This is a genomic window from Stutzerimonas sp. KH-1, from assembly GCF_054483855.1.
The window spans coordinates 3,030,087-3,046,715 of sequence record NZ_CM137011.1 but is presented as its reverse complement, the minus strand read 5'-3'; the positions used below and the strand labels follow the sequence as shown (position 1 = coordinate 3,046,715).

Sequence of the window (16,629 nt, the reverse complement as noted above, 5' to 3'; positions counted from 1 at the left end):
AGACCTGCAAGGGTACAGGCGCGGCGGCCGAAAGGGCCATGGGCAGCCGGCGTCAGCGCGTCGGCGGGCAAGCGCCGGCCGGACATTTTCGCTACCATGCCGGTTTGTTTCGCCGGGACGGGGCGCATGGAGTTTCTGCTTTATCTGCTGCTGGGCGGCTTCGCCGGGGTGCTGGCCGGTCTGTTCGGCGTGGGTGGCGGGCTGATCATCGTGCCGGTGCTGGTGTTCAGCTTCAGTGCGCAGGGTTTTTCCCAGGACATTCTCACGCACCTGGCGGTCGGAACCTCGCTGGCGACCATCGTCTTCACCTCGGTCAATTCGATTCTCACCCACCATCGCCTGGGCGCGGTGCGCTGGTCGATGGTGCTCTGGATGACCTTCGGCATCCTGCTCGGCGCGGCGCTGGGCAGCCTGACCGCGGCGGCGATCCAGGGGCCGATGCTGCAGAAGATCATCGGTGTGTTCGCCTTGGCGATGGCGGTGCAGATGGGGTTCGACCTGCGTCCCAAGGCCACCGGCCAGGTGCCGGGACGACCGGAGCTGTCGCTGGTGGGCGTGGTGATCGGCTGGGCTTCGGCAATCTTCGGCATTGGTGGCGGCTCTTTATCGGTGCCGTACCTGACCTGGCGCAGCGTGCCGATGCAGCAGGCGGTGGCGACTTCCGCGGCCTGCGGGCTGCCGATTGCCGTCGCCGGGGCCTTGAGTTTCATGGCTGTGGGCTGGCACGAGGCGCACCTTCCGCAGTGGAGCCTGGGCTTCGTCTACCTGCCGGCCATGCTCGGCATCGCGGCAACCAGCATGTTTTTCGCCAGACTGGGTGCGAAGCTGGCGCATCGCCTGTCGGCCAAGGTTCTGAAACGGCTGTTCGCTCTGCTGCTGCTGAGCGTTGGCATCAATTTTCTGGTTTGAGGAGTAACGGATGCTGCCCTATCCGCAGATCGATCCGGTGGCCATCGCCATCGGCCCCTTGCAGATTCACTGGTACGGCCTGATGTACCTGATCGGCATCGGCGGCGCCTGGTGGCTGGCTTCGCTGCGGGTGCAGCGCTTCGCACCGGAATGGCCGAAGGACAAGCTCTCCGACCTGGTGTTCTGGGTCGCCATGGGGGTGATCGTCGGGGGCCGTCTGGGGTATGTGCTGTTCTACGATCTGGCCGCCTATATCAACCAGCCGAGTCTGATTCTGCAGGTGTGGAAGGGCGGCATGTCCTTCCATGGCGGCTTGATCGGCGTACTGCTGTGCAGCTGGATGTTCGCCCGGCGCAACGGCAAGAGCTTCTTCGAGCTGATGGACTTCATCGCGCCGTTCGTGCCGATTGGCCTTGGCGCCGGACGCATCGGCAACTTCATCAATGCCGAGCTGTGGGGCAAGGCTACCGATGTGCCTTGGGCGATGGTCTTCCCGACCGACCCGCAGCAGCTGGCGCGGCACCCGTCGCAGCTCTATCAGTTCGCCCTGGAGGGCGTCGCGCTGTTCCTGATCCTCTGGTTCTATTCGCGCAAGCCGCGGCCAACCATGGCGGTGTCCGGACTCTTCGCGGTGTGCTACGGCGTCTTCCGCTTCATCGTCGAGTTCGTCCGCGTGCCGGATGCGCAGCTGGGCTACCTGGCGTTCGGCTGGCTGACCATGGGCCAGCTGCTCTGCGTGCCAATGGTGCTGCTCGGTGCCGGGATGATCGCCTGGGCCTATCGCCGCGACGCCGGCCGGGCGCCAGCCTGACTCCGTTGCCCTGCCTGTCGCCATGAGGGCGACAAGCGGGGTGCAGGCCTTTTACTATTCGCGCAGCCTTTTCACCGCGCTTCGGCGCCTGCTTCGAGTCAATCGATGAAACAGTACCTCGACCTGATGCGCCACGTGCGCGAACACGGCACCTTCAAGAGCGACCGTACCGGCACCGGCACCTACAGCGTGTTCGGCCATCAGATGCGCTTCGACCTGGCCGAAGGCTTCCCGCTGGTGACCACCAAGAAGTGCCACCTCAAGTCCATCATCCACGAGCTGCTGTGGTTCCTTCAGGGCGACACCAATATCCGCTACCTGAAGGAAAACGGTGTCTCGATCTGGGACGAATGGGCCGACGAGAACGGCGAGCTGGGTCCTGTCTATGGCTACCAGTGGCGCTCCTGGCCGGCGCCGAATGGTGAATCCATCGACCAGATTTCGAACCTGCTGGCGATGATTCGCAAGAACCCGGATTCGCGCCGGCTGATCGTTTCGGCCTGGAACCCGGCGCTGGTCGAGCAGATGGCGCTGCCGCCGTGCCACGCGCTGTTCCAGTTCTACGTCGCCGACGGCAAGCTCAGCTGCCAGCTGTACCAGCGCTCGGCGGATATCTTCCTCGGGGTGCCATTCAACATCGCCAGCTACGCGCTGCTGACGCTGATGGTGGCGCAGGTCTGCGACCTGCAACCGGGCGAGTTCATCTGGAGCGGCGGCGACTGCCATCTGTACGCCAATCACCTGGAGCAGGCCGACCTGCAGCTGACCCGTGAGCCGCTGCCGCTGCCGACCATGAAGCTCAATCCGGAGGTGAAGGACCTGTTCGCCTTCCGCTTCGAGGACTTCGAGCTGGTCGGCTACGAGGCGCACCCGCACATCAAGGCGCCCGTCGCGGTCTGACTTTGGTCGGGTTTGCCGTTGCGGATAACCCGACTGCCACATTTGCCGTATAGACTCGACCGCTCAGGGATTATTGGAGTCAGGTCATGCGCAGGGTCGTGTTCAATCAGAAGGGCGGTGTCGGCAAGTCGAGCATCGCCTGCAATCTGGCTGCGGTCAGCGCATCGCAGGGCTACCGCACACTGCTGGTGGACCTGGACGCCCAGGCCAACTCCACGCACTACCTGACCGGGCTGACCGGCGATGACATTCCCACCGGAATCGCGGACTTCTTCAAACAGATCCTCGCTGGCGGCACGGCTGGCAAGAAGGCGCGCCCGCCGATCCTCGAAACGGCCTTCGACAACCTGCACCTGATCAGCGCCACGGCCGAGCTGGCCGACCTGCAGCCCAAGCTGGAGGCCAAGCACAAGATCAACAAACTGCGAAAATTGCTCGACGGCCTTGCCGAGGATTACGACCGCATCTACCTCGACACACCGCCGGCGCTGAACTTCTACACCGTGTCGGCACTGATCGCTGCCGACCGCTGCCTGATCCCCTTCGACTGCGACAGCTTTTCCCGTCAGGCGCTGTACAGCCTGCTGGACGAGATCGAAGACATGAAGGACGACCATAACGAAACGCTTGAGGTCGAGGGCATCGTGGTCAATCAGTTCCAGCCGCGGGCCGCGCTGCCGCAGCAGATGATCGACGAGCTGCTGAGCGAAGGACTGCCGGTGCTGCCGGTCAACCTGATGAGTTCGGTAAAGATGCGCGAGTCGCATCAGGCCTGCATGCCGCTGGTCTACCTGGACCCGCGGCACAAGCTGAGCCAGCAGTTCGTCGAACTGCATGACCTGCTCGAAGCGAACGGCTGAGTCGCCTCCGGGCTGCGCCTGGCGGCCCTAGTCGTCGGCGCGCCGCTACAGCTTCTTGCCCAGCCGCGAGGCATAGAGTTCGCCGATCATCCCGCGGCGGAACACCAGTACGCAGACCATGAAGATGATTCCGGTGACCAGCGTTACCGGCAGCTCCGAGGTGGCGAAGTAGTTGCCCAGGCTGGTCACCAGTGCGGCGCCGAAGATCGGCCCGACCAGCGTACCGATGCCGCCGAGCAGGGTCATCAGCACCACCTCGCCGGACATCTGCCAGCTGACGTCGGTCAGCGTGGCGAACTGGAACACCAGCGCCTTCAACCCGCCGGCCAGTCCGGCCAAGGCGGCGGACATGACGAAGGCGCCGAGCTTGTAGCGCGACACCGAATAGCCCAGGGAAATGGCGCGGTTCTCGTTCTCGCGGATCGAGCGCAGGATCATGCCGTACGGCGAGTTGATCACGCGCCAGATCAGCAGCATCCCGGCCAGGAACACCGACAGCACGAAGAAGTACATGTACAGCGGCTCCTGCAGATCGATAAAGCCGAACAGGTGCCCGCGCGGAATGTTCTGAATGCCGTCCTCACCATGGGTGAAGGGTGCCTGCAGGCAGAAGAAAAAGAACATCTGCGACAGCGCCAGGGTGATCATCGTCGAGTAGATACCCTGTCGGCGGATCGCCAGAAAGCCGATGATCAGCCCGAGAAACGCCGCGCCGGCAACGCCGACGAGAATGCCCAGCTCGGGCGGCAATCCCCATTCCTTGACCGCGTGGGCGGTGAAATACGCCGCGCCGCCGAAGAAGGCCGCATGGCCGAAGGAGAGGATGCCGGTGTAGCCGAGCAGCAGGTTGAAGGCGCAGGCGAAGAGGGCGAAGCACAGCACCTTCATCAGGAAGATCGGGTAGAAGTAGAACGGTGCCAGTGCCAGCGCGACCACGCCGATCAGGATCAGTACGGTCTCCAGGCGCAGCAGCGGGCGTTTGGTGGTCGGCGTGACGTTCACCTGGCTGTTCATCAGGCGTCCCTCCCCATCAGGCCGGCCGGGCGCACCAGCAGCACGATCGCCATGATCACGAAGATCACGATGTTGGAAGCTTCCGGATAGAACACCTTGGTCAGCCCCTCGAGAATGCCCAGCATGTAGCCGGTGATGATGGCGCCGAGAATCGAGCCCATGCCGCCGACCACCACCACGGCGAACACCACGATGATCAGGTTCGAGCCCATCAGCGGGCTGACTTGGTAGATCGGCGCGGCGAGCATGCCGGCCAACCCAGCCAGCGCGGCGCCCATGCCGTAGGTGAAGGTCAGCAGCAGCGGCACGTTGATGCCGAAGGTGCGCACCAGGGTCGGGTTCTCGGTGGCGGCGCGCAGGTAGGCGCCGAGCTTGGTCTTCTCGATCAGCAGCCAGCTGGCGATGCAGATCACCAGCGAGGCCAGCACCACCCAGGCGCGGTACTTGGGCAGGAACATGAAGCCCAGGTTGTAGCCGCCAGCCAGCTCCTTGGGCACCGCATAGGGTTGCCCGGAGGAGCCGTAGAAGTAGCGGAAGGCGCCCTCCAGGGCGAGCGCCAGGCCGAAGGTGAAGAGCAGGCTGTAGAGGTGGTCGAGGTTGTACAGCCGCGAAAGCGCCAGGCGCTCGATCACCGCGCTGCACAGGCCGACGACGATCGGCGCAAGGATCAGCGCCGGCCAGTAGCCGATGCCCAGGGTGGCCAGCAGCAGGTAGCCGGCGAAGGCGCCGATCATGTACTGCGCACCGTGGGCGAAGTTGATGATCTTCAGCATGCCGAAGATGATCGCCAGGCCCAGGCTGAGCATGGCGTAGAACGAGCCATTGATCAGGCCGATCAGGAGCTGGCCGAGAAACGCCTGGATCGGCACATCGAAAATCGTTGTCATCAGACCCCCAGGGCTTCGTTGAGCATGCTCATGCGGCCAGGCAGATCGGCAACATCGAAGGTGTCGATGACCTGGCCGTGGTCCACCACGTAGAAGCGGTCGGCCACCTTGCTGGCGAAGCGGAAGTTCTGCTCCACCAGCAGGATGGTCATGCCGCGCTGCTTGAGCGTCTGCAGCACCTCGCCGATACGCTGGATGATCACCGGCGCCAGGCCTTCGGTGGGCTCGTCGAGGAGTAGCAGTCGGGCGCCGGTGCGCAGGATGCGCGCCATGGCGAGCATCTGCTGCTCGCCGCCGGAGAGCTTGGTGCCCGGGCTCTTGCGGCGTTCCTCGAGGTTGGGAAACAGCTGGTAGATCTCCGCCAGGCTCATGCCGCCCTTGGCGATCACAGGCGGCAGGGTGAGGTTCTCCTCGACGGTAAGCGTGGAGAAGATGCCGCGCTCCTCCGGCACGTAGCCGATTCCGTGGCGGGCAGTGCGGTGCAGTGGCACGCGCAGCATGTCCTTGCCGTCGAAGCGGATCGTCCCGCTGCGCTTGCGGATGATGCCGACGATGGCGCGCAGCGCGGTGGTCTTGCCCACCCCGTTGCGGCCGAGCAGGGTCACCGTCTCGCCCGCATGGACGTCCAGGTCGATGCCGTGCAGGGCATGGCTTTCGCCATACCAGGCATTCAGCTCGCGCACGCTGAGCAGCGGTTCAGTCATCGTCGGTCCCCATGTAGGCCACGCGCACGCGCTCGTCCTGGCTGACCGTGCGGTAGTCGCCGGAGGTGAGGATTTCGCCGCGCTGCAGCACGGTCACCTGATGGCAGAGGTCGGCCACCACCTTGAGGTTGTGCTCGACCATCAGCACCGCACGCTGGGTAGCCACTTCGCGAATGATCTCGGCCACCACGTGCACGTCTTCATGGCCCATGCCGGCCATGGGTTCGTCGAGCAGCAGCACCTTGGGCTCCAAGGCCAGGGTGGTGGCGATTTCCAGCACGCGCTTGCGCCCGTACGAGAGATCGGCGGCCGGTTCGTGGCGCTTGTCGGCCAGGCCGACGGACTCGATCAGCTGCATGGCACGTTCGTTCAGCCGGTTCAGCGAACGCATCGGCAGCCAGAACTGGGAGGCCAGCCCGCCCGGGCGCTGCAGGGCGACGCGCACGTTGTCCAGCACCGAGAGGTGCGGGAACACCGCCGAGATCTGGAACGAGCGAACCAGCCCCATGCGCGCCACCTTGGCCGGGTCGGTACGGGTGATGTCATGGTCGAGCAGGCGGATGCTCCCGGCGGTGGGCTGCAGGAACTTGGTCAGCAGGTTGAACACCGTGGTCTTGCCCGCACCGTTGGGGCCGATCAGGGCGTGTACCCGGGCATGGTGCACGTCCAGATCGACGTTGTTGACCGCGACGAAGCCGCCGAACTCCTTGCGCAGGCAGCGCGCCGAGAGCATCACGGGCGTATCCCGTCCGGCGTCGCCAGCCGCGCTGGGCTGAACGGCGGCCATGCTCATTGCCCGACCAGTTCGCAGCCGCTGTCGGCCGGCTTGATGTAGGCCTCATCGCCCGGCACGGTGGCCAGTACCTTGTAGTAGTCCCAAGGCCGCGAGCTCTCCTCGGGTTTCTTCACTTCCATCAGGTAGACGTCGCTGATCAGCCGGCCGTTGGCGCCGACCTTGGCGTTGCGCGCGAAGACGTCGTCCACCGGCAGCTCGTGCATCGCCTTGGCCACCGGCTCGGTGGCGTCGGTGCCGGCCTTTTCGATCGCCTTGAGGTACTGCATGACGCCGGAATAGGTGCCGGCGTGGACCATGTTCGGCATGCGCCCGGTGCGCTTGAAGAAACGCTCGCCGAATTCGCGGGACTTGTCGTCGCGGTCCCAGTAGAAGCTCTCGGTCAGGGTCAGGCCCTGGGCGGCGTCCAGGCCCAGGCCGTGCACTTCGGCGAGGGTGAAGAGCAGCGCGGCGAGGCGCTGACCGCCGGCGACGATGCCGAACTCGGCCGCCTGCTTGATGCTGTTGGCGGTGTCCAGACCCGCGTTGGCGAGGCCGATGACCTTGGCCCCGGAGGATTGCGCCTGCAGGAGGAACGAGGAGTAATCGGTGCTCGCCAGCGGGTGGCGCACCGCGCCCTTGACCTCGCCACCCTTGGATTTGACGAACTTGGAGGTCTGTTCCTCCAGCGAGTAGCCGAAGGCGTAGTCGGCGGTGAGGAAATACCAGCTGTCGCCGCCCTGGGAGACCAGCGCGCCGCCGGTGCCGACCGCCAGCGCGTGGGTGTCGTAGGCCCAGTGGAAGCCATAGGGCGAGCACTGCTTGCCGGTCAGTTCGGTGGTGGCGGCGCCGGTGACCAGATTGATCTTCTTCTTGCTCTTGGAAATGCCCTGTACCGCCAGCGCCACCGAGGAGGTGGTCAGCTCCATGATCGAGTCGACCTGCTCGCGGTCGTACCACTGCCGCGAGATGTTGGAGGCGATGTCCGGCTTGTTCTGGTGGTCGGCGGTGACGATCTCGATGGGGGCGTCGAGGACTTTGCCGCCGAAGTCCTCGGCAGCCATCTTCGCCGCCTCGAACGACCACTTGCCGCCGAAATCGGCATACACGCCGGACTGGTCGTTGAGGATGCCGATCTTTACCTTGCCGTCGGAAATCTCGGCCGAGGCGGGTACGGCGGCCACTGCCGTCAGGGTTGCCGCTGCGATTGCTGAAAGCTTCATGCGTATCTCCTTGCACTGTTTGCTCGGCATACGGGCTCGCCCCATGCGAAGCGGTCCGTATGGGCGGGTTAGGGGAAAGCTGGGCAGGCGGTCAGGCGCGTAACACCGTGGGTCGCCGCTTGGCTGAATGCCGCGGCCTGGCATTGACGCGCGCACGGCGAGCGCAGGCGTGTGCGGGGCACCACGTCGTCGTGGAAAGTCGTAGAGATGGGAGCTGGACAGCGGGACCAGAAACGAGTCGAAGCGAGGCACATGGGCGTCTTCTTCTTATTGTTGTTCTGGCTCTAAACGTAGCAGGGGTTTGCAGGGACGCAACCTGGCGGTGGTATGTCGAGCGGCAATGCAGTGCCTGCGCCATCGAGCGCAGGCGGGTAAGGACGCGCCTCAGCGCGCGATGAGGATGTCGCAGGGCGGGTTGTCGATGAACTGCCGGGCGAGGCTGCCGAGCAATGCACTGCTCAGCTCGCCGCGGCTGTGACTGCCAAGGGCCAGCAGCTGCGGTTGCAGGTCGCGCAGCGCCGCGTCCATGCAATTGTTGCGCTCGCCCTGATGCAGGCTGTAGCTCAGCAACGCGCCGGTATCCGGCAGCTGCGGCTGGATATCTTCGATCAGCTGGTCGAACAGCTCCTGCTGCAGCGATAGACCTTCGTAATCGGGGCCGTGTACTTCGGCCATCTCGTCGATATGCAGGGCGTGCAGCTCGGCACCTTCGCCCAGCAACTCCCAGGCGCAGTGCATGGCGCGGGTGGCGCAGCGGGAGAAATCCAGCGTGGCCACCGCTCGCTTGTAGGCGATGTCGCCGGGGATAGTAGCCAGTAGCAGCGGTGCCGGAGCGTCGAGCAGGACGCGTTCCAGGGTCGTGCCGATGAAGCCCTGGGCCGATTCGCGGTGGTGTCGTCCCAGCACCAGCAGGTCCGCTTCCAGCCCCTGGGCCTGGGTCAGGATCTCTTCGGCGGGGTGGCCACGGCGCAGCCAGGGTTCAACATCGCGCAGCCCGTTCTGTTGCAGGCGGCTCCCGAGCAGGGCGCGGGCCGCCTGTTCATCGCAGCCTGGGTCGCGTTCATCGAGCACGTGCAGCAGGCTGATCCGCGCGCCGCTCTGTCGCGCCAGTTGCACGCCCCGCTGCAGTGCCAGGTCGGCGTCCGGGCTGAGATCGTGGGCGACGAGAATGTGCTGAACCATGACGGCCTCGCGAAGCTGGCGAAAGCGGCCAGTATGCCGCGCCGGCAACCGGCTGTCCCCTCGTGGAGCGCTGCGCCGGCTTGATCGGGCGCAACAACTTCACAGCTCATGGCCTCTAGCGCTTTTGTCGACCCCGCCAGGCGGCTATGCTTGCCGGCATTCGCGCAGGAGAGATGGATGAGCAAGGTCAGTGTGCTGGTAGTGGATGACGCACCCTTTATCCGCGATCTGGTGAAGAAGGCGCTTCGCAGCCACTTTCCCGGTATTCGCACCGAGGACGCGGTAAACGGACGCAAGGCTCAGCAGATGCTCAGCCGCGAGCGTTTCGACCTGATTCTCTGCGATTGGGAAATGCCGGAGATGTCCGGTCTGGAGCTGCTGAGCTGGTGCCGTGCGCAGGATTCGCTGAAGACCACGCCGTTCATCATGGTGACCAGCCGCGGCGACAAGGAGAACGTTGTGCAGGCCATTCAGGCCGGCGTTTCGGACTTCATCGGCAAACCCTTTTCCAACGAACAGCTGACCAGCAAGGTGCGCAAGGCCCTCGGGCGTGCCGGCAAGCTGGATGCCCTGGCTGCCAGCGCACCGACACGAATCCTGTCCACTGGCGTCGCCAACGACTCGCTGACTGCGCTGACCGGTGGCAAGGCCGAGGTGGTGCGGCCCGCCGCGCCACCGACTCCGACTGCGGAGGCAAACCCCGCGCCTCTGGTGCAGCCCGCAGCGCCAGTGCCGCGCAGTGCCCCCGCCGCACCGGCTTCCGGGCGTGGGCAGGGCCAGCTACGACTGGCCAATGGCAGTGTCGCCTGCGTGATCAAGGCGCTGAGCCTCAAAGAGGCACTGCTGGTAGTCAAACGCGGCGAACAGCTGCCGCAGGTGCTGGAAAGTGCCGTGCTCGATCTGGAACAGGGTGAGGGCGGCGAGATCGCTCGCCTAAACGGTTATCTACACGCCGTTGCGGCGTTCGAGCCGAAGCCGGACAGCGACTGGTTGCAGTTGTCGTTCCGCTTCGTCGACCGCGACCCGCAGAAACTCGACTACCTGTCGCGGCTGATCGCTCGCGGCACGGCGCAGCGGCACTTCGTCCCCGGCGCCTGATTCACCCCCCAGCCAGGCGACCGTTCGGCGCCTGGTCGCGCAGACAAACTGACCGCCATCACACCCCGACGGTCGGTGGCTCGCACAGGCCACTCGCCGCTGCTAGAGTTCCCGCTCCAACACTATAACCACTAGAAACTGCCGTTATGCTGGGGCGCATTCTCTTGTTGCTCGGGCTGCCGCTGCTGGCTACGCCGGCGCTGGCCCTGACCATCTACAAATACACCGACGCCAATGGGGTCGTGACCTACAGCGACCAGGCCGCGCCTGGTGCGCAGGTCTTCGTCTTCAGCGACCGCATGGTGGAAAAGCTCGATACCCAGGTGAAACTGGAAACCCGCAAGCACGCGGCGGGCGAGACCCTGCTTGTGCGCAACGACCTGTTCGCGCCGGTGGATATCGAACTCAAGCTGGACAACGTCGAGAACGCCGTCGGCGCACCGGCCAAGCCGATCCGCTGGGTATTACCGCCGCGCAGCCAGATTCGCCTGGCCACCCTGGCCCCGCGCGATGCCAGCAAGCCGCTCAGGTACACGCCCAAGCTTCGCCATGCTCTGGGCGATCCGCGCCTGTTACCCAAGCCCTACAAGTATCCGCTGCCCTGGCGCGGCGGTCCGTTCCGCCTGACCCAGGGTGCCAACGGTCAGTACAGCCATTTCACCCCCAAGGGGCGTTACGCGGTCGACATCGCCATGCCTGAGGGCACACCCATCGTCGCTGCGCGTGGCGGCATGGTGGTGAAGATCGAGAACCAGCAGAGCGGCCGCGGCAACAACCCGGCCGGCAACTTCGTGCGCATCATGCATGACGACGGCACCATGGGTGTCTATCTGCACCTGATGAAAGGCTCGGTGGCCGTGCGCGAAGGCCAGCGGGTGGAAACCGGCACCCGCATTGCGCGTTCCGGCAACACCGGCAACAGCACCGGCCCGCACCTGCACTTCGTGGTACAGCGCAACGTCGGGCTGGCAATCGAATCGATCCCGTTCGACTTCTCCCAGCCGGTCAACAGCCTGCCGAACTTCGCAGTCGGCGGTGAGTGAGGCGTGCTGCCGCCGGCATAGCCGCCGAGGCACCTCCGGCGCCCAGGTCGATTGCCCGGCTCAGGCCTGCTTGAGCACCTTGGCCAGCACTATCTTCGGCCCGCGCATCTTCTTGATGACGATCTGCAGGCCTTCGACCTGCAGCACTTCGTCCTCGTCGGGAACGCGCTTGAGCGTTTCGTAGACCAGCCCTGCCAGGGTCTCGGCCTCGATGTGGTCGAGGTCGATGTCAAGCAGGCGTTCCAGCTTGAATAAAGGGGTGTCGCCGCGCACCAGCAGCTTGCCGGGCTGGTAGGCGAGCACGCCGCGCTCGGTCTTGCGGTGCTCGTCCTGGATATCGCCGACCAGCACTTCCAGTACGTCTTCCATGGTCAGGAAGCCGATCACCTTGTGGTCGCCTTCCTCGACCAGCACGAAATGCGCGCCGCCCTGGCGGAACTGCTCCAGCAGGCTGGCCAGCGGCATGTGCTTGGATACCCGCTCCAGTGGGCGCAGCAGCTCGTCCAGGCAGAAGTGCTCGGCCAGGCGTTCGTCGGCCGCCAGTGCCAGCAGCAGGTCCTTGATGTGCAGCAGGCCGACATAGTCACCCTGCTCGCTATCGTAGACCGGGTAACGACTGTATTTGTGGCGGCGAATGATCTCGAGGATCTCGGCCAGCGGTGCGTCGTGGTCGAGCTGCAGCAGGTCCTCGCGAGAGTTGGCCCAGTCGACCACCTCCAGCTCGCTCAGCTCCACCGCCGAGGCCAGGACCTGGATCTGCTGGTTGCCGGGGTCGCGGGCGCGGTTGGAGTGCAGGATCAGCTTGAGCTCTTCGCGGCTGTAGTGATGGTCGTGGTGCATGCCCGGCTCGCCTTGGCCGGCGATGCGCAGGATGGCATTGGCGCTGGCGTTGAGCAGATAGATTGCCGGGTACATCAGCCAGTAGAACAGGTACAGCGGCACGGCCGTCCATAGCGACAGCAGCTCGGGCTTGCGGATCGCCCAGGACTTGGGCGCCAGCTCGCCGATGACGATGTGCAGGTAGGAAATGATGAAGAACGCCGTGAAGAAGGCGATGCCGTGCACCAGTGCCGGCGACTGGATGCCGAAGCTGGCCAGCACGGGTTCGAGCAGGTGGGCGAAGGCCGGCTCGCCGACCCAGCCAAGCCCCAGCGAGGCCAGGGTGATGCCCAGCTGGCAGGCCGAGAGATAGGCGTCCAGTTGCTGGTGCACGGTGCGCAGGATGTGTCCGCGCCAGCCGTGACGGCTGGCAATGGCTTCCACCTTGGTGGCGCGCAGCTTGACCATGGCGAACTCGGCGGCGACGAAGAAACCGTTGAGCAGCACCAGGAACAGGGCGAAGAGAATCAGGCCGAAGTCGGCGAAATAGGAAGATGCGGCGTAACTAGGGGAAGGGTCCATGAAGGGGTCGGGTGGCCAATGATCGCGACAGGATGGCGGCGGCGCAGCGGCTTTTCAAGCGACGAAGCGGGAAATTCCCGCCTCGCCGTCGGCTGGTCGGTCAGCGTCCGCGCACCTGGGCGGTGGGGAAGTGGCAGGAAAAGCAGCTGCCCCGGCCCGGCGCGCTGGTGATGTCCAGACGGCCCTGATGGCGCAGCAGCACGTGCTTGACGATGGCCAGGCCCAGGCCCGTTCCGCCGGTGCTGCTGGCGCGACTGGAATCGACGCGGTAGAAGCGTTCGGTCAGGCGCGGCAGGTGCTTTTGCTCGATGCCGATACCGCTGTCCTCGACGCTCAGGTGCGCGCCGGCCTCGTCGCTCCACCAGCGAACATGAATGGTGCCGCCGTCGGGCGTATATTTCACGGCGTTGAATACCAGGTTGGAGAAGGCACTGCGCAGTTCGGTCTCGCTACCTTTGAGCTGCAGCTCCGGGGCTGCGTCCAGGCTGATCAGGTGGCCGCGCGCACCCGACAGCGCCCGCGCGTCGCTGACGATCGACTGCAACAGCAGCCCCACCGCCACCGGCTGGCTGTCGGCGGGCCGGCTGCTGGCTTCCAGGCGTGCAAGCAACAGCAGGTCGTTGAGCAGGTGCTGCATGCGGCCCGCCTGCTGGTTCATCTGCTGCAGCGCGCGCAGCCAGCGCGGACTCACCGCCTCGGCGCTCTCGAGCATGGTTTCCAGGTAGCCGGCGATAACCGTCAGGGGCGTGCGCAGCTCGTGCGAGACATTGGCGACGAAGTCCTTGCGCATCTGCTCCAGCTGATGCAGCCGGGTGACATCACGGACCAGCAACAGGTGCTCGCGGTTGCCGTAACGGGTGATGTTGAACTGCAGGCGGATGCGGTCATCCACCGGCGAGGCCAGTTCGAGGGGCTGATCGTAGCTGCCGCTGTCGAAGTACTCCTTGAACGCCGGATGACGCACCAGATTGGTGATGGGATGGCCGGAGTCCTGCGGTTTCTTCAGGCCCAGCAGCCGGTTGGCGGCGACGTTCCACCACTCCAGGTTGCCGTCGCTGTCGAGCATGATGACCGCGTCCTTCAGCGCTGCGGTCGAGCCCTGCACCCGATCGATGATGCTCTGCAGCTGGCCGCGCAGGCGCAGGTCGCGGCGCTGCAATTGGTAGAGGTTGTCGAACACGTCACCCCAGATCCCGGCCGAATCCGGCGGCGGTTCATCGGGGTCGCTGCGCCGCAGCCAGCGCTGCAGGCGCAACAGCTGGCGCAGCGTCCAGGCCAGGTAGCCGCTCAGGCCGATGACCAGTGCCCAGGCGTACTCGCCGGTGATCAGGCCGAGCAGCAGGCAGCCGCCCAGCAGAAGCAGCAGGCGACGCACGAGGGCTCCTTGCCAGTCCTGATTCAACCGATGCACTCCCCGCTGGTGGCGATAATGGTGTGTGGGCCGGAACGCATGGTTACCCGGCGCACTCAGCTCTTGCTGGAGAAACGATAGCCGGTGCCGCGCACCGTCTGCACCAGGTTCTCGTAGGCCTCGCCGAGCGCCTTGCGCAGGCGACGGATGTGCACGTCGACGGTGCGCTCCTCGACATAGACATTGCCGCCCCAGACCTGATCGAGCAGTTGGCTGCGGGTGTAGGCGCGTTCCTGGTGGGTCATGAAGAACTGCAGCAAACGGTATTCGGTGGGGCCCATTTCGGCCGGTTTGCCGTCGATGGTGACGCGGTGACTGACCGGATCGAGCAACAGGCCGCCGATTTCGATCGGCGACTCGCTGTCTACCGGCGCAGCGCGGCGCAGCACGGCCTTCAGCCGGGCCACCAGTTCGCGCGGGGAGAACGGCTTGGTGATGTAGTCGTCGGCGCCGACTTCCAGGCCCTGGATCTTGTTGTCCTCTTCACCCTTGGCGGTGAGCATGATGATCGGCGTGTCGGCGGTCAGCTCGTCGCGCTTGAGCCGGCGGGCCAGTTCGATACCCGAAGTGCCGGGCAGCATCCAGTCGAGCAGGATCAGGTCGGGCTTGCGATCGATGATCAGGGCGTGGGCCTGCTGGGTGTTTTCCGCTTCGAGGCAATCGTAGCCGGCCATTTCCAGGGCGACGACGATCATCTCCCGGATCGGCGCCTCGTCATCGACGATCAGTATGCTCTTGCCATTCATGGTCAAGCCTCGGGTCCGTTCTTGTCGTCCGGCATTAGATAACGGAATTATTGCAGGCATGTGACAGACAGACGGCAACCCGTGCAAGAGCGATCGCCCTCAATGCTGGCGTTTTGCTCAAGCTTTCGCCGCGTAATCCAGCACGATACCCGCGAGAATCGCCAGCCCCGCCCAGTGATTGTGCAGGAACGCCTTGAAGCAGGCCTGCGGCTTGCGCGAGGCGGTCTTCCAGTACTCCCAGGCGAAGCAGCCAGCGGCGACCACTAGCCCCAGGTGAAACCACTGACCGAGCTCGAAGCGCACCCCGGCGAGGATCAGGCAGAACAGCGCCAGGCCCTGCAGGGTGACGATGATGATGCGGTCGGCTTCGCCGAAGAGGATGGCGGTGGACTTGATGCCGATCTTCAGGTCGTCCTCGCGATCGGCCATGGCGTAGTAGGTGTCGTAGGCCACCGTCCACAGCAGGTTGGCGATGAACAGCAACCAGGCTTCCGGCGGCAGACTGCCGGTCTCGGCGGTGAAGGCCATCGGCATGCCCCAGGAGAAGGCCGCGCCGAGCACCACCTGCGGGTAGAAGGTGTAGCGCTTCATGAACGGGTAGCAGGCAGCCAGCGTCAGCGCGCCGAAGGACAGGTAGACGGTGGTCGCGTTGGTCAGCAGCACCAGGCCGAAACTCAGCCCCACCAGGATGGCGAACAGCGTCCAGGCCTCGCGCGAGCTGATCTTGCCGGTGGCCATGGGGCGCGTCTGGGTGCGTTGCACATGACCGTCGAATTTGCGGTCGGCGAAGTCGTTGACCACGCAGCCGGCGGCGCGCATGAGGATCACGCCGGTGATGAAAATGAACAGGTTCTTCGCACTCGGCACGCCTTCGGCGGCGATCCACAGCGCCCACAGCGTCGGCCAGAGCAGCAGGTAAGTGCCGATGGGCCGGTCCAGACGCATCAGCTGGATGAAATCCCAGGCACGCGGGTGCAGGCGATTGCACGATTGCAGCAACTTCGAATACATCAGCGGCTCTCCTTGGCGAAGGGGGACATGCAGCGGTTCGCTCAGGGCGTGACGGCGGCGGCCTGCCACAGCGCGGGCAGGAACACCTCGGCGACCAGCACGCCGAGTCGATTCTGGCGGAAGCACGAGCGCCGTGCCCAGAGACCGTCGACACGCTGCGCCTGTGGCAGCCATTGCGGCGGGTAATGGCAGGCTTCGAGTTGCCCGCGGGCGAAGGCGGGGTCGCTGAACAGCAGCTCGCCGAGGGAGCGATTGCCCAGGCTTTGCAGGTCCAGTCCGGCGGCTTCCAGCTGGGCGCGGGGGGCGACGCTGCGGGCGAAGACCCAGGGTTGCTCATGCCCGCACAGGTAGACCTCGCGTACCCATCCCTCGCTCGCTGCCGGAACGCCGAGCGCCAGGCATTCGTCGGCGCGCAGCGGCTGCCAGGCCTGGTGCAACGGGATCACGCTGAAGGCGCCATCGGCCAGCTCGGTCAGGCGGCGGGTCAGCGAGCCCTTGTCGACGTACAGCCAGTCGTGCAGGGCGGGAGCGGGGGGGGCGGGCAACTGATCGGCACTCAGCCAGTCTAGGAATTCGGACACGGCGCGTTCGGGCATAGCGAAAAGAGCGGCGAGTCTAGCACGCGCCCTGGCCGCTGCAGGCTGCGCGCGACAATGC

At 65.2% G+C, this 16,629-nt stretch carries 17 protein-coding genes; 6 read left to right on the top strand and 11 right to left on the bottom strand.

The annotated features are described in order from the left end of the window. Window positions 1-126: 126 nt before the first annotated feature. The 4 genes from ACX1DW_RS14755 to ACX1DW_RS14740 all read left to right on the top strand — a co-directional run bounded on the left by ACX1DW_RS14755 (window position 127) and on the right by ACX1DW_RS14740 (window position 3,480). Window positions 127-909 carry a sulfite exporter TauE/SafE family protein gene (locus tag ACX1DW_RS14755; RefSeq protein WP_458991758.1) on the top strand — a complete coding sequence of 261 codons (783 nt, stop codon included), beginning with the start codon at window positions 127-129 and terminating at the stop codon, window positions 907-909. A gap of 10 nt (window positions 910-919) precedes the next feature. Further along, window positions 920-1,720, top strand: a complete 801-nt coding sequence (gene lgt, locus ACX1DW_RS14750) for a prolipoprotein diacylglyceryl transferase (protein WP_458991757.1) — start codon at window positions 920-922, stop codon at window positions 1,718-1,720. Between the two features lie 105 nt (window positions 1,721-1,825). Continuing rightward, window positions 1,826-2,620, top strand: coding sequence for a thymidylate synthase (locus tag ACX1DW_RS14745; RefSeq protein WP_458991756.1), 795 nt, complete (start codon window positions 1,826-1,828; stop codon window positions 2,618-2,620). Window positions 2,621-2,706: 86 nt separating this feature from the next. Further along, window positions 2,707-3,480, top strand: coding sequence for a ParA family protein (locus ACX1DW_RS14740; protein ID WP_063539509.1), 774 nt, complete (start codon window positions 2,707-2,709; stop codon window positions 3,478-3,480). Window positions 3,481-3,525: 45 nt separating this feature from the next. Here the strand turns inward: ACX1DW_RS14740 and ACX1DW_RS14735 are convergent, their stop codons facing one another. From ACX1DW_RS14735 to ACX1DW_RS14710, 6 genes are all read right to left on the bottom strand, one after another. Beyond that, a complete protein-coding gene (locus tag ACX1DW_RS14735) occupies window positions 3,526-4,494 on the bottom strand; it encodes a branched-chain amino acid ABC transporter permease (protein ID WP_200600564.1) in 969 nt (322 codons plus the stop codon). Beyond that, window positions 4,494-5,381: a branched-chain amino acid ABC transporter permease gene (locus ACX1DW_RS14730; protein ID WP_104098091.1), complete on the bottom strand. Its 888-nt coding sequence runs from the start codon at window positions 5,379-5,381 to the stop codon at window positions 4,494-4,496. Before ACX1DW_RS14730 ends, ACX1DW_RS14735 begins: the two co-directional genes overlap by 1 nt. After that, window positions 5,381-6,085: an ABC transporter ATP-binding protein gene (locus ACX1DW_RS14725; protein ID WP_011911654.1), complete on the bottom strand. Its 705-nt coding sequence runs from the start codon at window positions 6,083-6,085 to the stop codon at window positions 5,381-5,383. The genes ACX1DW_RS14730 and ACX1DW_RS14725 overlap by 1 nt, the downstream gene beginning before the upstream one ends. Beyond that, a complete protein-coding gene (locus ACX1DW_RS14720) occupies window positions 6,078-6,878 on the bottom strand; it encodes an ABC transporter ATP-binding protein (RefSeq protein WP_043942087.1) in 801 nt (266 codons plus the stop codon). Before ACX1DW_RS14720 ends, ACX1DW_RS14725 begins: the two co-directional genes overlap by 8 nt. Next, a complete protein-coding gene (locus tag ACX1DW_RS14715; RefSeq protein ID WP_200600562.1) occupies window positions 6,875-8,080 on the bottom strand; it encodes an ABC transporter substrate-binding protein in 1,206 nt (401 codons plus the stop codon). Before ACX1DW_RS14715 ends, ACX1DW_RS14720 begins: the two co-directional genes overlap by 4 nt. 384 nt (window positions 8,081-8,464) lie before the next feature. After that, complete coding sequence (locus ACX1DW_RS14710; protein WP_200600560.1) at window positions 8,465-9,262, bottom strand: universal stress protein; 798 nt, start codon at window positions 9,260-9,262, stop codon at window positions 8,465-8,467. A 177-nt stretch (window positions 9,263-9,439) separates the two neighbouring features. Between ACX1DW_RS14710 and ACX1DW_RS14705 the strand changes: the two genes are divergently transcribed. Together ACX1DW_RS14705 and ACX1DW_RS14700 are read left to right on the top strand one after the other, a co-directional pair. Continuing rightward, a complete protein-coding gene (locus ACX1DW_RS14705) occupies window positions 9,440-10,360 on the top strand; it encodes a response regulator (protein WP_200600558.1) in 921 nt (306 codons plus the stop codon). A gap of 146 nt (window positions 10,361-10,506) precedes the next feature. Next, the gene (locus ACX1DW_RS14700) at window positions 10,507-11,403 is read left to right on the top strand and encodes a peptidoglycan DD-metalloendopeptidase family protein (RefSeq protein ID WP_063539515.1); all 897 of its coding nucleotides are present in this window, start codon (window positions 10,507-10,509) and stop codon (window positions 11,401-11,403) included. A 60-nt stretch (window positions 11,404-11,463) separates the two neighbouring features. On the opposite strand, the gene ACX1DW_RS14695 is transcribed toward ACX1DW_RS14700, so the two are convergent. The 5 genes from ACX1DW_RS14695 to ACX1DW_RS14675 form a co-directional block, all read right to left on the bottom strand. Continuing rightward, complete coding sequence (locus ACX1DW_RS14695) at window positions 11,464-12,804, bottom strand: hemolysin family protein (protein WP_200600556.1); 1,341 nt, start codon at window positions 12,802-12,804, stop codon at window positions 11,464-11,466. 100 nt (window positions 12,805-12,904) lie between these two features. Next, on the bottom strand, window positions 12,905-14,206 hold the full coding sequence (phoR, locus tag ACX1DW_RS14690; protein WP_200600554.1) for a phosphate regulon sensor histidine kinase PhoR: 1,302 nt from the start codon (window positions 14,204-14,206) through the stop codon (window positions 12,905-12,907). Between the two features lie 65 nt (window positions 14,207-14,271). Continuing rightward, window positions 14,272-14,961 (bottom strand): phosphate regulon transcriptional regulator PhoB, encoded by a 690-nt coding sequence (gene phoB, locus ACX1DW_RS14685; protein ID WP_063539518.1) that lies wholly within the window; start codon window positions 14,959-14,961, stop codon window positions 14,272-14,274. A gap of 117 nt (window positions 14,962-15,078) precedes the next feature. Beyond that, window positions 15,079-15,972, bottom strand: a complete 894-nt coding sequence (ubiA, locus tag ACX1DW_RS14680) for a 4-hydroxybenzoate octaprenyltransferase (RefSeq protein WP_458991755.1) — start codon at window positions 15,970-15,972, stop codon at window positions 15,079-15,081. 41 nt (window positions 15,973-16,013) lie between these two features. Continuing rightward, on the bottom strand, window positions 16,014-16,568 hold the full coding sequence (locus tag ACX1DW_RS14675; protein ID WP_267936626.1) for a chorismate--pyruvate lyase family protein: 555 nt from the start codon (window positions 16,566-16,568) through the stop codon (window positions 16,014-16,016). Between the last annotated feature and the right edge of the window lie 61 nt (window positions 16,569-16,629).

What these genes read in the sequence shown, in the direction of transcription:
- ACX1DW_RS14755 (WP_458991758.1), top strand. Translation starts at nt 127, where the DNA reads ATGGAGTTTCTGCTTTATCTGCTGCTGGGCGGCTTCGCCGGGGTGCTG.
- lgt (WP_458991757.1), top strand. Translation starts at nt 920, where the DNA reads ATGCTGCCCTATCCGCAGATCGATCCGGTGGCCATCGCCATCGGCCCC.
- ACX1DW_RS14745 (WP_458991756.1), top strand. Translation starts at nt 1,826, where the DNA reads ATGAAACAGTACCTCGACCTGATGCGCCACGTGCGCGAACACGGCACC.
- ACX1DW_RS14740 (WP_063539509.1), top strand. Translation starts at nt 2,707, where the DNA reads ATGCGCAGGGTCGTGTTCAATCAGAAGGGCGGTGTCGGCAAGTCGAGC.
- ACX1DW_RS14735 (WP_200600564.1), bottom strand. Translation starts at nt 4,494, where the DNA reads ATGAACAGCCAGGTGAACGTCACGCCGACCACCAAACGCCCGCTGCTG.
- ACX1DW_RS14730 (WP_104098091.1), bottom strand. Translation starts at nt 5,381, where the DNA reads ATGACAACGATTTTCGATGTGCCGATCCAGGCGTTTCTCGGCCAGCTC.
- ACX1DW_RS14725 (WP_011911654.1), bottom strand. Translation starts at nt 6,085, where the DNA reads ATGACTGAACCGCTGCTCAGCGTGCGCGAGCTGAATGCCTGGTATGGC.
- ACX1DW_RS14720 (WP_043942087.1), bottom strand. Translation starts at nt 6,878, where the DNA reads ATGAGCATGGCCGCCGTTCAGCCCAGCGCGGCTGGCGACGCCGGACGG.
- ACX1DW_RS14715 (WP_200600562.1), bottom strand. Translation starts at nt 8,080, where the DNA reads ATGAAGCTTTCAGCAATCGCAGCGGCAACCCTGACGGCAGTGGCCGCC.
- ACX1DW_RS14710 (WP_200600560.1), bottom strand. Translation starts at nt 9,262, where the DNA reads ATGGTTCAGCACATTCTCGTCGCCCACGATCTCAGCCCGGACGCCGAC.
- ACX1DW_RS14705 (WP_200600558.1), top strand. Translation starts at nt 9,440, where the DNA reads ATGAGCAAGGTCAGTGTGCTGGTAGTGGATGACGCACCCTTTATCCGC.
- ACX1DW_RS14700 (WP_063539515.1), top strand. Translation starts at nt 10,507, where the DNA reads ATGCTGGGGCGCATTCTCTTGTTGCTCGGGCTGCCGCTGCTGGCTACG.
- ACX1DW_RS14695 (WP_200600556.1), bottom strand. Translation starts at nt 12,804, where the DNA reads ATGGACCCTTCCCCTAGTTACGCCGCATCTTCCTATTTCGCCGACTTC.
- phoB (WP_063539518.1), bottom strand. Translation starts at nt 14,961, where the DNA reads ATGAATGGCAAGAGCATACTGATCGTCGATGACGAGGCGCCGATCCGG.
- ubiA (WP_458991755.1), bottom strand. Translation starts at nt 15,972, where the DNA reads ATGTATTCGAAGTTGCTGCAATCGTGCAATCGCCTGCACCCGCGTGCC.
- ACX1DW_RS14675 (WP_267936626.1), bottom strand. Translation starts at nt 16,568, where the DNA reads ATGCCCGAACGCGCCGTGTCCGAATTCCTAGACTGGCTGAGTGCCGAT.